Raw genomic sequence first — 12,702 nt, forward strand, 5'->3', positions numbered from 1 at the left:
GGCGGGATCCGCTCTCCGGAGAGGGGGGTGGTGCACAGTCGCAGAACACTCCACGCGACGGTGCGTGTTGATCACGCCGCCGAGGTGGTCGCGATCGTCCGAGCGGGGGCTCGGGGGAACTCGTCCCGATTATTTGTCAGGCAAACAAACAAATCAAGATGTTGCTCTCTTGGGACGAAATACTATGATCGGATCACGCCCGAAACAATCACAAGTACGCAACAACTCGTCCGAAAGGCCTCCTCATGACCGATTCGCTGCCCGGCGCGCACATGCGCGAAGAGCTCCGCTCCCAGCCGCAGATGTGGGCCACCGCCGCCGAGCTCACCGCCGAGCAGGCCCTCCTGCCGACCCGCGGGGCACGGGTCGCGGTCGTCGGCTGCGGCACCTCGTGGTTCATGGCCCAGTCGTACGCCGCGCTGCGCGAATCGTCCGGCCATGGCGAGACCGATGCCTTCGCGGCGTCCGAGGCCTTCATCGACCGCGGCTACGACGCGGTCGTCGCCCTCACCCGCTCCGGCACCACGACCGAGGTGCTGGAACTCGTCGACCGCATCAAGGCGCGCACCCGCACGATCGGCGTGATCGGCGACCCCGACTCCCCGCTCGTCTCGCTCGTCGACGACGCGGTGCTGCTGCCGTTCGCCGACGAGCAGTCGGTCGTGCAGACGCGCTTCGCCACGACCGCGCTTGCCCTCTTCCGCGCGTCGCTGGGCGAAGACCTCTCCGGAGCCATCGCCGACGCCACCACCGTGCTCGCCGAGGAGGGCGACGACACCGAGCTGCGCGACGCCGAGCAGTACACGTTCCTCGGGCGGGGCTGGACGATCGGCCTGGCCCACGAGGCCGCCCTGAAGCTGCGCGAGTCCTCGCAGTCGTGGACCGAGGCGTACCCGTCGATGGACTACCGTCACGGTCCGATCGCCATCGCCGCGCCGGGCCGGGTGACGTGGCAGTTCGGAGAGGCACCGGAAGGCCTGGCCGCGGAGGTGCGCGCCACGGGCGCCCGTTTCGAGCACCGGGCTATCGACCCGCTCGCCGACCTCGTGCGCCTGCACCGGACGGCCCTCGACCGTGCCGTGGCCCGCGGGCTCGACCCCGACCAGCCGCGCAACCTCACGCGATCCGTCATCCTGGATGCATGACGCCAGCGATCCCCGGAGCCGAGCGATGACCCCGAACGACGCCGCGGACGCGATCCCCGACGTCGCGAGGGACGAGGCCGGCGAGAAGCTCGCCGCGGTGCGCACGCTCGGCGCCGGGTCGCCCGTCCTGGCCTTCGACGTCGGCGGGACGGACATCAAGTCGGCGCTGTTCGACGCGGAAGGGCGGGCGCTCGGCCTCCGTCGCACGCCCACCCCCACGGCCGACGGCGACCGCACCCCCGCGCTGCTCGACCGGCTGCAGGTGCTCGCCGCGCACCTCCGCGACGAGCATCCCGACGTGACGCCGCGCGCCGCCGGGCTCGTGGTGCCGGGGATCGTCGACGCGGCCGCCGGGGTCGGCGTCTTCGCGAGCAACATGGGCTGGCGGGACGCGCCGCTGCGCGCGCTCGCCGCGGAACGTCTCGGCCTTCCCGTCGCGTTCGACCACGACGTGCGCGCCGCGAGCTGGGCCGAGCACGAGCTGGGCGGCGCGCGGGCCTACGACGACGCGGTGATCCTCGTGATCGGCACCGGCATCGCCGGCGCCCTGCTCGTCGGCGGCCGCCCCTACACGGCCGGGGGCTACGCCGGCGAGATCGGGCACTCGCCGATCGCCGACGGACCGGTGTGCCCGTGCGGTGCCCGCGGCTGTCTGGAGGCCGTCGCCTCGGCGGGCGCCATCGCGCGCCGCTACCGGGAGGCCACGGGGACGACCCCGGACGGCGCCAAGGACGTCATCGCCCGAGCGGCCGCCGGGGATCGGGTCGCCGCCGACATCTGGGACTCGGCTCTGGACGCGCTCACCCTGTCGCTCGCGCAGCTGACCGCCGTGGTCGCCCCCGAGGCCGTGGTGATCGGCGGCGGACTGTCGCGGGCGGGCGGCGCGCTCTTCGACGAGCTGCGCACCCGCCTCGCCGCCCGCCTCAGCTTCCACCGCCTCCCCGCGCTCGTCCCCGCCGAGCTGTCCGGCAACGCGGGCCTGATCGGCGCCGCCCTTCGCGCCCGGGAGCTCGCATGATCCTCACCGTCACCCCGAACCCCGCTCTCGACCTCACCTGGCACGTGGAGCGCCTCGTGGAGGGAGGGACGCACCGCGCCGACACCGGGGCGTCCCGCGCCGGCGGCAAGGGTCTCAACGTCGCGCGGGTCGCGCATGCCGAGGGGGCCTCCGTCCTCGCGCTGACCACGGCCGGCGGTCCGGTCGGCGCGGAGTTCGCCGCGGAGCTCACGGCCAGCGGGGTGCCCCATGTGCTCGTGCCCGTCGCGGCCGACACGCGTCGCAGCATCGCCCTCGTCGACGAGGCCGCGGGCGACACCACGATCGTCAACGAGCGAGGGGTGAACCCGACCGATGCCGAGTGGGGCGGGCTTCTTGCGGAGGTCGTCGACCGGCTTCCCGGCGCCGCGGTCCTCGTCGTCTCAGGGAGCCTTCCGCCCGGGGCGCCGGAGTCGCTCGTGCCGATGCTCGTCGCGGTGGGTGCGGACGCCCGCGTCCCGGTGATCGTCGACACCTCCGGCCCGGCCCTCCTGCGCGCCGCCGACGCCGGGGCGACCGTGCTCAAGCCCAACGCCGCGGAGCTCGCCGAGGCCACCGGGATCGCCGACCCCGTCGAGGACGCGCGCTCGCTGCTGGCCCGCGGTGCCGAGCTCGTGCTCCTGTCGCTCGGTGCCGACGGCATGCTCGCGGTCACCGCGACCGATCTCCTGCACGCCCGACTCGACGAGCCGCTCTCCGGCAACCCGACCGGCGCCGGAGACGCCGCGGTCGCGGCCTGCGCCGTGCTCACCGCGGAGGGCGAGCGCGACCCCGAGGTCATCCTCCGTCGCGCGACCGCGTGGTCGGCAGCCGCCGTCCTCATGCCGCTCGCCGGCGACATCTCCCCCCGCTGGCGCGCGCTCGAGGAGCAGCTTCGCGTCTCCCGCCCCGACCCCGCCTCCTTCCGGAAGGACCCTTCGTGACCCTCGTCTCCGCTCGGGAACTCGTCTCCGCGGCTGCCACCGCCGGCACCGGCATCGGCGCGTTCAACGTCATCCACCTGGAGACCGCGGAGGGCCTCGTGCGGGCCTCCGCGCTCGCCCAGCTCCCCGTGATCCTGCAGATCTCGCAGAACTGCGCCGACTACCACGGCGGTCTGGAGCCGGTCGCCCTCGCGACGCTCGCCGCGGCACGACGCGCGGAGACCCCGGTGGCGGTGCACCTCGATCACGCGGAGCGGCCGGAGCTCGTGGACGAGGCCGTGGCCCTCGGCTTCGGCTCGGTCATGTTCGACGGCGGCGCGCTGCCCTACGACGAGAACGTGGCGGTCACCGCCGAGGTCGCCGCCCGGGCCCGCGCGGCGGGGGTGTACGTGGAGGGCGAGCTCGGCGAGGTGGGCGGGAAGGACGGCGCCCACGCCCCCGGTGTGCGCACCGATCCGGACGAGGCGCGGGCGTTCGTGGCCGCCACCGGCGTGGACGCCCTCGCCGTGGCCGTGGGGTCGTCGCACGCCATGACCGACCGCACCGCCTCCCTCGACCTCGACCTCATCGGCCGCCTGCGTGCGGCTCTGCGTGGCGCCGCCGCGGACGGGACCGACGTGCCCCTCGTGCTGCACGGCTCGTCCGGAGTGGCCGACGCCGTGATCGCCGATGCCGTGCGCGCCGGGATGACGAAGGTCAACGTCTCCACCCACCTCAACGGCTTCTTCACCCGGGCGGTCCGCGAGGTGCTCGCCGCCGACGACCGTCTCGTCGACTCCCGCAAGTACCTCGCTCCCGCCCGCGCCGCCCTCGCGGACGAAGCGGCCCGGATGCTGCGACTGTTCGCCCTGCTGCCGTCGCAGAATCCCGCTCCGGTCGCAGAGGTTCCCGGCACGGCTGCGACCTCGACGCGAAACGACGACCGGTGAAGCGCGCGGCCCGACTGCACGCGATCCTCGACCTCCTCGCGGCGGACGGAGAGGTCACGGTGGAGGAGCTGGTGGAGCGGTTCGGTGCCTCCCCGGCCACCACCCGCCGCGACCTCGACTCCCTCGCCGAGCAGCGGCTGCTCACCCGCACGCACGGCGGTGCCGTGGCCCAGACCGTCGCCTATGAACTGCCGCTCCGCTACAAGAGCCATCTCCGCACGCACGAGAAGGAGAGCATCGCGCAGACCGCGGCGGGGCTCGTCACCCCCGGCATGGTAGTCGGCCTCTCCGGAGGCACGACGACCACCGCCATCGCGGCCGCGCTCGCCGCCCGCGAGGACCTGGCGGCGGAGGGCGGGATCACGGTGGTCACCAATGCCGTGAACATCGCCGCCCAGCTCGCGACCCGGCCGGAGATGAAGGTGGTCGTCACGGGCGGGGTCATCCACTCGCGCACCTACGAGCTCGTCGGCCCGTTCGTCGAGCAGCTCCTCCGCGGGGTGCGGCTGGACCTCGCGTTCATCGGCGTGAACGGGATGGACGCGGCAGCCGGGGCGACCACGCAGGACGAGCGCGAGGCGGCGGTGAACCGGATGATGGCGGAGCGGGCGCGGCGGGCGGTCGTCGTGACCGACGGCAGCAAGCTCGGGGCCGAGGCCTTCTCCACCGTCGGCGGGGCGGAGCTCTTCGCCACGGTCATCACGGATCGAGGGGCCGACGGGGCCGCCGTCGACGCGCTGCGCGCTGCGGGCTACACGGTCCTGCTCGCCTGAGGCCTCAGGCCGCACGCGGACGCCCCGAGGGCCTCGGCGTCCCCAGATCGCCGAGGCCCTGCGGGAGCATCGCGGCTGCATACCGCGACGCTCCCGGAGCAGATGGTGTCCGTCTCGTCTTCCCGCTCCCCAGCGGCGTTTCCCCAGAACCGACGGCGCCTCCCTCGTGCCTCTCCCTTCGAGGCCTTTCGCTCGACACCTTCCGAAGAACAGGAGAAGGCGGGTGCGATTCTGATACCCCGATCCGGGAAAAAAGTCAGAATCCGTTGCCGTGACACTGGAACGGGGCGGAAACCCCCGTCCTGAGCGCGGCGCTCGCCAGGGCGTCGGCGGGGGACGCGCCGCCGGCGAGGCCCTCGTGGACCGCCGTCAGGAGCTCGCACGCGTCGTCGTCCGGCACCGTGACGGGAGCCGCGATCACCGCCTCCGCGCCCGCGTGCAACCACACGCGCGTCATGCCCAGGGCCTCCTCGCCCCAGCGCACGGAGGACCGACCCAGCTCGCACGCCGAGAGGATCACGGTCCGCGGCACCCGGTCGATGAGGTCGACGTCGTAGCCGAAGAGCACGCCGTCGGCGAGTTCGAACCCGGAGAACAGCGGATTGTCGACCGCGTGACGCCCGTGCGCGGCGATATGGAGCACGTCGACGGAGGCCGCCAGCGCGGTGACGGCGCTCACGGTCGCGGTGGTGTCCTGCAGCGTCCGGGTCGTTCCCCGTCCCGCCCACGACTCCGCCGCGCGCTGGACCTCTTCCGCCGCCCGCGGCACGCGCGGTCCCGCCGCGAACCCGACGCTCGGGGCTGAGGGAGCAGAGGCCTCCCCGTCGAACCAGCGCGAGACCGAGGTCGCGAGGGTGAACGGCACGCCGTGCATGCCAGGGAGCATGGCCCACGGCACCCCGCCGAGGATCCCGGGAACGGTGATCACGAACCGCGCGGCGCCCGCGGCGGCCCGGCGCATCGGCCCGAGTAGCTCGTCGTCGAGGACAGCGAGACGCGCCGTCAGAGCGCGCGCGGTCACCGGCCCCATCGCGCCGTCCCGGGTGAGGGCGGCCATGTCGAGGTCGGCGCGCAGGCCGTCGAGAGCGGCCCGCACCCGCGGCCAGGACAGGTCGACGAGGGTCGCGCCGTCCGGCTGCACCACGACCCCGTGCAGTCCGGTGACGGTGTAGACGTAGGCGAGCACCGCGGTATCGGCGGAGAGGAGCGCGGTGGTCTCCGCCAGTGTTCGGCGCTCCCTCGTCGCCCCGGAGCCGGTGGCCGACCACTGCCGCTCGCGCACCCGGTCGCGGAGCGCGCGCACGGTGGGGTCGGTCGTCCAGTCCGCCCCCGCGAGGTCGGCGCGCAGCATCCGGAGCTCGGCGAGGTCGGCGGCGAGGGCGTCATCGTGCGGGGGACGGACCGGGGCGACCTGCTGACTGAGGTGCCGGGCGCGCTCGGACCACTCGAAGAGCGTCGCCGGGTCGCGGCGGCGGACGGCAGCGGCGAGTCCCGTGAACACGAGGTCGCTGGCATGCATGGCGACGGAGGCCTGCAGGTCGAGGGCGCCGAACGAGCGCTGCCATGCCGACAGCAGGTCGAGCCCCGTGGCCGCGGCGCGCAGCGCCTCCCCGTCGCGACCGCGTCCGGCGGCGCGGGCCGCGCGCACCTCCTGCGCGCGGAGTCGGAGCGGCGTCGGGGCCGAAGCGGGGATGCGGGGGAGGCGGCCGGTGCCGTCGCGGCGGGCGCTCAACCGCAGGGCCGTGGCCTCGGTGCGGAAGCCGCTCCGGTCGAGCTCCTGCGCCACCTGCTCCCACGCGGCGGCGTCGAGCGGGCGATCGGGCCGGATCCGCTGTCGGGCTTCCAGCTCCACCGCCGCGGCGCGGGCCGCCCAGCCGCTGCTGCCGAGGGCGGTGAAGCGGCGGGCGGCCGTCCTCGCCGCCCGCGCCGCGGCTCGCGGATCGTGGCGGACGAGTGAGCGGGCGAGGTGGAACTCCGCCTCCCCACGGGCCTGGCGCATCCGCTGGGCACCGAACTGCACGGCCACGCGGGCGAGCAGCGCCTCCGCCTCGGTCGTCAGCCCGGCGTCGCGGAGCACCTCGGCGCGGTCGAGGTCGCTGATGGCGGTGGCGAGGGCGCTGGTGGCGGCGAACGTCGGCCGGGATTCGGCCATCAGGCGCAGCGCCGACACGAGGTCGCCGCCGAGGAGTGCGGCATAGCCGAGGTTGTGCGTGGCCTCGGCGAGCGAGTCCCGTTCGTCGTGCGCCTCGTAGATCGAGATCGCACGGCGGAGATCGGCCATGCAGGTGTCCAGCTGATGGCGCTGCATCCGCACCACCGCCCGGTTCATCAGGCAGTTGGCGAGGGCGGGGGTCTCGGTCCCGGTCGCGGCCAGGGCGTCGATCGCGGTGGTCAGGCTCGCCTCGGCCTCCTCCATCCTGCCCCCGTGCATGAGGAGGGCGCCGAGCTGCCCGCCGAGGAGGGCGACCGTCTCGGCCTGCAGCCCGTCCCTGGCCAGCGCCTCCCGGCACAGCGCCTCCGCGGCCGCGGGCTCACCGGTCTGCGCGAGCACGTAGGCGGCCGTCCCGTCGATGCGGGCGCGGAGGTCGGCGTCGTCGGTGCGGGCGGCGGCCTTCTCCAGTTCCCGCCTGGCACGGGTGAACTGCCGGGCGTTGGCCGCCTCGACGCCGCGTCGGTGCAGCGCGCTCGCGGACAGGGGCATCCGTCCAGGATGCCGTGCCGGAGCGGTCGTGCGGAAGGGTGCGAGGGGTCAGAGCCGCTCGTGCGGCGTCGGCAGGGACTTCAGCACGGCGGCGACGGCCTTCCCGGCGACGGCGGGCTTCACCCCCGCGGCCGGGACGGCGCCGAGCTGGGCCGCGACCCGACCGGCGATGTACGGAGCGGCGAAGGAGGTGCCGCTCCACACCGCGAAGCCGCCGCGGTAGTCGTCCGGGTCGAGCGTCTCGCGCGGCAGCCCGTCGATGTCCGCGCGGGTCGCGGCCTGCGCGCCGCCGACGAAGGCGGGCGAGGTGCTGACCACGGCGGCGCCCGGGGCGTACACCTGCACCCAGGGGCCGACGTTCGAGAACAGGGCGACGGAGTGCGCCGACGGGTTCAGGGCGCCGACCGACACGTGCGGAGCGCCGTCGTCGGACGGCAGCCCGTTGTCGGCGCCGGGCCACGGCCACAGCGAGGCGGGGAACGAGGGCCGATCGATCGCGTCGTTGCCGGCCGAGCAGACGACCACGCAGCCGAGCTCCCTGGCCTTCGCGAGCAGCTCGTACAGAGTCCTGCTGAAGAGCCCGTCGGTCGGGGTCTCGTGGTAGTAGCTGAGGGAGAGGTTGAGCACGTCGATCGGGAAGCCGGTCGTCGGATCCTCGCGGTGCCGCCGCAGCAGTTCCACGACCTGCGCCACGGTCTCCAGGAGCGTGCTCTCGTCGACCACCCCGAGCGCGCCGGCGACGCGGATGGAGAGGATGTCGGCGTCCGGGGCGGCCTGACGCACGAGGCCCGCGATGAAGGTGCCGTGACCGGCCACCGCGTCGATCTCGCCGTCGAGCTGCCCGTACAGGTCGGGGTAGCGTTCGGGGTCGGCGTCGTCCGTGAAGCCCACGGGGACGCCGTCGAGTTCGACGTGCCGGGTGACGATGTCCGACGGCAGCCAGGCGTGCTCGCCGCAGCCGGTGTCGAGGATCGCCACGACCGGTCGTCGTCCGCGCTTCGGAGCGGCGGCTCGAGCCGGAGCGGGGCCGAGCCAGGTGACCGGCTGCCGGGCCCCGCGTCCGGGCTCCAGGTAGTCGTCGCTGCCGCCTCCGCCGGGAGCGGCACCGCGGACGGGATTCGTCCGGGTGAACGGGTTGGTCCGGGTGAACGGGTTCGTCCGGGTGAACGGGTTGAGTCCGACCGGATCGATCGACAGCACGTGCTCCAGGCTGGTCCGCGGCATGGTCGAGCGCGACAGTCGGCGCGCGCGCTGCAGCACCCGCCAGGCGTCGGGCGCCACGGGGGACTCGCCCCTGGTCGGCTCATCCGGCGTGGTCAGGCGCGCCCGCAGGAACCCCGCGACACCCGGGACGAGCTCGCCGTTCCCGATCTCTCGCTCCGGCGACTCCAGCTCCAGCCGCCAGCCGAAGGAGTCCGCGGCATCCCTCAGGGCGCGCAGCTCGCGGTCGTACGCCTCCTCCTCGCCGAGGGCACGCGTGATGAGCAGCCGCTCGGGCAGGTACGCGGTGGGGAACGCGCGGATCCCATCCACCGGTTCCGTGCTGGGGTCGAGGGCGGTGCCGCGGCGGATCGATCCCTCCGCGCGGTCCTGCCAGGTCCATCCCTGGGGCTGCTCCATCGGTCATCCTCTCCGTGGGCATCGCCGGCGACGGCGCCGGCGATGCGGGGTCACAACTCGAACTGCGGGGTCTCCAGGGTGCGGGTCTCATCGCCGACCGTCGCGGTCAGGCGCACGCGGCTGAGCCCAGACGGCACCTCGTCGAACACGAATCGGCCGGTCTCCGCCGGGGTCGTGCGGCGCTCGCGCTCGCCCTGCAGCAACAGGATCTCCGCGGCGGCGGTGTCCACCCAGCCGTCGATCCGCCGTCGCCCGGACGCGGTCGTCGTGACGTGGAGGAGGATGCTCGTGCTGCCGTCGCTGAACTGCAGGGTGAGGGCGTCGGTCTCGCCGCGGACCGCGCCGAGCTGGCCTTCCACGAGCGTGAGCAGAGCGTACTCGCGGTTGAGCCCGTCCGCGGCGACCGCGGCGACCATCCGGTCGATCAGCCCGGCCGGGACGGGATCGACCTCTCTCCAGAGGCTGCGCAGGCGGGCGAACAGCCGGGCGTCGTCCTCATCGCTCATGATCGTCCCTCCGTCCGGGTGGCCGGGGCGTCGAGGAGGTCGCGGAGCTTCGCGAGGCAGCGGCTGCGGGTCGGGCCGATGCTGCCGACCGGCATGGAGAGGTCGCGGGCGAGGCGCGCGTAGTCCGGGCGGTCCTCGAAGGCGATCACCCGGAGCAGGCGCTGACAGCGCTCGGCGAGGCGGCGGACGGCGGCCCAGAGTCGGCGGTTCTCGTCGTCGAGCGCGGCGTGCTCCTCGGCGGACGCCTGCTCCGGAAGGAGGGCGTCCAGGTCGTCGGATTCCGCGGTGTCGACGCGACCGACGGCCTTGCCGACCTTCCAGGCCTCGCGGCGGGCGGTGGTCGTGAGCCAGGCCGAGACGGCACGCGAGTCGGCGATGGCGCCGTGGCCGCGCACAAGCTGGAGCCAGGTCGTCTGCACGACGTCTTCCGCGAGGGTGCGTTCGAGGCCGTAGGCGCGCACGACGTGCCAGAGCACGGGCGTCATCAGCCGCACCAGGTCGTCCATCGAGCGGCCGTCGCCATCGCGCCACGCATCGAACAGGTCCGCGGCGCGTTCCCAGCGTGCGCGCCCGTCGTCGGATGCCGGATCGAAGGCGGCGCCGGGGGCACCGTCGATCATGAAGCCCATTGTGATCACAGCTACCAGGAGCACGGCAAGGGCTCGGTGATACATGTCGCCGTCCAAGAATTCCGGCAGCCCGATCCGTGGTGCGACGACGCCCTCGCTAGCGTGGAGGGGTGATCGCTCTCGTCGTCGTGCTGTTCCTCAACGCCGGTTTCAACGTGCTCGTCTGGCCGCGGTTCTACAGCCGCGTCGCGAAGGACCCGCGTGCCAGGGACGAGAACGGCAAGGCCACCCCGTTCCTCCGCGTGCACGTCATCCTCATCGCGATCGCGCTGGTGCTGGCCGTGGCCTCCGCGGCGGCGGGGATCACCGTGCTCGCGCTCGCGCCATGAATCGGTGGTCTCCTATCGGCTCTGATGTGACGGCGACCGACATCGATCGCGACCACTGTCCCGGGTGAGCCGCCGGCGAGATGTGTTCAGCTCTACGCGTTAGACGTCTTTGAACAAGACGAGAATCGGGAGAATCGGCACGGCGGTTGTTGTCGCAGGATTGGTTGCTGAAGGGTGATTCGTGCGGATCGGTAGCCTGGGAGCATGCCGGAACTCTTCCGAAGTGCCGCCGGAAGCTTGCAGGAAGCCGGGTGGACGTTTGAGCCGCCGACGTCGATGGAGAACGGCGTTCCCTCCCCGCTGCGCGCGGCACCCGAAACGGTGATCCGCTGGGTGTCCTCGTTCTCACTCCTGTCGAGCTCAGACGAGACGGTGTGGTTCTTGTCCCGCGACGACTACTCGACCGGCGCGGAGGGGGCGTTCGCGTGGAACGAGTGTGAACTGCTGAGCATCCAGGCTGCGACGACGGATGATGAGGCGGTCGCGGTCTCCCGTTTCTGGAGGCGCCACGCACCCATCCTGCTTTCCGTTCGCAACGGATACGAGTACCTGGCGGTGCGAGACGACGGAGCAGTCGTCCACGGTTCCGAGCCAGAGTTCGAAGAAGCGGTCGTCGTGTTCTCTCACTTCGAAGATCTGCTGAGGTACACCACCGCGCGGCCGGCCCGGCGCGACCAGGTCGTCGACAGCTTGCTGTTCGGTGCCGCCGACGTCACTGGCCCGACGCCAGGCGACTAGCGCAGTGTCTCCACCTCAGTCCCCCTCGTACCGGGCGGCGTGCGCGGCCCAGCGAGACTCGACCGGGAGGCTGCGGAGGGCGCGGTTCCCGATCGCGAGGGCGGCGGCGACCACGCACAGGGCCGCACAGATGAGGATGGTGCCCTGTCGTCCGAGCCCGGCCAGGCCGAAGCCGGCGATGAGCGGGGCGAGCGGCATCGCGCCCATCGCGAGGACCCCCATGGCGCTGTTCGCGCGTCCCAGCAGACGTGACGGCGTGGCCACCATGAAGTAGCCCATCATCCCGGCGTTCAGGGCGGGGACGAGGAGCACCGTAGCACCGAGGACGGCGGCGACGGTCCACGGTGCCGACGCGAACGACAGCACGACGGCGCCGAGGGCGACCACTGCGAGCCCGCCGATCGTGAGCACGCCCGCCGGGATCCGGGGCACGAGGAGCGGGGCGACGATCGCGCCGACAAGCATCACGGCGCCGATGGCCGCGCTGACGGTTCCGATGAGGAGTTCGGAATGGCCCGCCTGCTGCAGCGCATAGACGGCCGTGGTGATCGCGGCGTTGAAGCCGAGGTTCACGATGGTCATGATGAGCATGACGCCGCCGAGGTCGGGGCGGGACAGCAGCCAGCCGAAGCCCTCGCGGAACTCCCGCCAGGCGTTCGGGCGCGCGGGGGGCGCGCCGCCGTCGTCCTCGTCCAGAGCGCCGACGTCGGCGATGCCCGCGCGCCGGACCTGTCGCCCGAGGAGCCCGGCGGTCACGGCGGCGACGAGGTGGCACAGGGTCATGACCGCGCCGACGAGCCAGCCGCCCACCCCGAGGAGCAGGCCGCCCAGCGGGCCGCCGGCGAGCTGGAGGGCCGCATCGCGCCCCTGGTTCGCGGCCTGCGCGCGCCCCATCGCGTCGTCCGGGACGATCTCCTTCAGCGCGCTCTCGCCGGCGACGTCGAAGAGGCCGCTCCGCGCGGCCAGCAGCACGTCGATCACGAGGAGGGTCGCGAAGGTGAGGGCGCCGCCGAGGGCGAGGAGGGTGAAGGCCCCGGCCAGCACGATCCCCAGAATCGAGCCGACGAGCATGAGCACGATGCGCCGGTGCCGGTCCGCGATGATCCCGCCCACGAGGGTGAGCAGCACCCGCGCCACCATGCCCGCCCCCGCGATGATGCCGGCCTGTGCGGGGTCGTTCGTGATGACGAGCGCGAGGAGCGGGACGGCGAACCCGAAGAGCGCCGAGGCGAGCCCCTTGCTCGTGTCGCTGACGAGCCAGGTGAGGTAGCGCGTGTTCTGCCACAGGCGGTGCGGCGTGGTCGTCGTGCTCATGGCTCGACGATAGTTCCGCAAGAATAATTGCGCAACTGTTCGTGCGCATTTGCGTGACT

Annotated in this window: 12 protein-coding genes; 7 read left to right on the forward strand and 5 right to left on the reverse strand. The window is 73.3% G+C overall.

Going from position 1 to position 12,702, the window contains the following annotated elements; genetic code table 11:
• The first annotated feature begins 245 nt into the window (after positions 1–245).
• From IZR02_RS00760 to IZR02_RS00780, 5 genes are read left to right on the forward strand one after another with little or no spacing between them, the layout of a single operon-like run.
• A complete protein-coding gene (locus IZR02_RS00760) occupies positions 246–1,145 on the forward strand; it encodes an SIS domain-containing protein (protein ID WP_025104197.1) in 900 nt (299 codons plus the stop codon).
• Positions 1,146–1,170: 25 nt separating this feature from the next.
• Complete coding sequence (locus IZR02_RS00765; RefSeq protein ID WP_025104196.1) at positions 1,171–2,163, forward strand: ROK family protein; 993 nt, start codon at positions 1,171–1,173, stop codon at positions 2,161–2,163.
• Positions 2,160–3,104 carry a 1-phosphofructokinase family hexose kinase gene (locus IZR02_RS00770; RefSeq protein WP_217316539.1) on the forward strand — a complete coding sequence of 315 codons (945 nt, stop codon included), beginning with the start codon at positions 2,160–2,162 and terminating at the stop codon, positions 3,102–3,104. The genes IZR02_RS00765 and IZR02_RS00770 overlap by 4 nt, the downstream gene beginning before the upstream one ends.
• Complete coding sequence (locus tag IZR02_RS00775) at positions 3,101–4,033, forward strand: class II fructose-bisphosphate aldolase (RefSeq protein WP_025104194.1); 933 nt, start codon at positions 3,101–3,103, stop codon at positions 4,031–4,033. The genes IZR02_RS00770 and IZR02_RS00775 overlap by 4 nt, the downstream gene beginning before the upstream one ends.
• Positions 4,030–4,806: a DeoR/GlpR family DNA-binding transcription regulator gene (locus tag IZR02_RS00780; protein WP_025104193.1), complete on the forward strand. Its 777-nt coding sequence runs from the start codon at positions 4,030–4,032 to the stop codon at positions 4,804–4,806. The genes IZR02_RS00775 and IZR02_RS00780 overlap by 4 nt, the downstream gene beginning before the upstream one ends.
• Before the next feature lie 256 nt (positions 4,807–5,062).
• Here IZR02_RS00780 and IZR02_RS00785 read toward each other — a convergent pair whose 3' ends face one another.
• The 4 genes from IZR02_RS00785 to IZR02_RS00800 are packed head-to-tail and all read right to left on the reverse strand — an operon-like array spanning position 5,063 to position 10,253.
• Complete coding sequence (locus IZR02_RS00785; protein WP_025104192.1) at positions 5,063–7,507, reverse strand: CHAT domain-containing protein; 2,445 nt, start codon at positions 7,505–7,507, stop codon at positions 5,063–5,065.
• Between the two features lie 48 nt (positions 7,508–7,555).
• Positions 7,556–9,127 carry a S8 family peptidase gene (locus IZR02_RS00790; protein ID WP_025104191.1) on the reverse strand — a complete coding sequence of 524 codons (1,572 nt, stop codon included), beginning with the start codon at positions 9,125–9,127 and terminating at the stop codon, positions 7,556–7,558.
• Between the two features lie 50 nt (positions 9,128–9,177).
• Positions 9,178–9,633: a hypothetical protein gene (locus IZR02_RS00795; RefSeq protein ID WP_025104190.1), complete on the reverse strand. Its 456-nt coding sequence runs from the start codon at positions 9,631–9,633 to the stop codon at positions 9,178–9,180.
• Complete coding sequence (locus tag IZR02_RS00800) at positions 9,630–10,253, reverse strand: RNA polymerase sigma factor (RefSeq protein WP_231729557.1); 624 nt, start codon at positions 10,251–10,253, stop codon at positions 9,630–9,632. Before IZR02_RS00800 ends, IZR02_RS00795 begins: the two co-directional genes overlap by 4 nt.
• A 119-nt stretch (positions 10,254–10,372) precedes the next feature.
• Between IZR02_RS00800 and IZR02_RS00805 the strand changes: the two genes are divergently transcribed.
• Both IZR02_RS00805 and IZR02_RS00810 read left to right on the forward strand, forming a co-directional pair.
• Positions 10,373–10,591 (forward strand): SCO4848 family membrane protein, encoded by a 219-nt coding sequence (locus IZR02_RS00805; protein WP_025104188.1) that lies wholly within the window; start codon positions 10,373–10,375, stop codon positions 10,589–10,591.
• Positions 10,592–10,795: 204 nt separating this feature from the next.
• Complete coding sequence (locus IZR02_RS00810) at positions 10,796–11,329, forward strand: hypothetical protein (RefSeq protein WP_025104187.1); 534 nt, start codon at positions 10,796–10,798, stop codon at positions 11,327–11,329.
• A 15-nt stretch (positions 11,330–11,344) separates the two neighbouring features.
• On the opposite strand, the gene IZR02_RS00815 is transcribed toward IZR02_RS00810, so the two are convergent.
• Positions 11,345–12,643: an MFS transporter gene (locus IZR02_RS00815; protein ID WP_025104186.1), complete on the reverse strand. Its 1,299-nt coding sequence runs from the start codon at positions 12,641–12,643 to the stop codon at positions 11,345–11,347.
• Positions 12,644–12,702 lie beyond the last annotated feature (59 nt).

This window comes from Microbacterium paraoxydans (assembly GCF_019056515.1).
GTDB lineage: Bacteria > Actinomycetota > Actinomycetes > Actinomycetales > Microbacteriaceae > Microbacterium.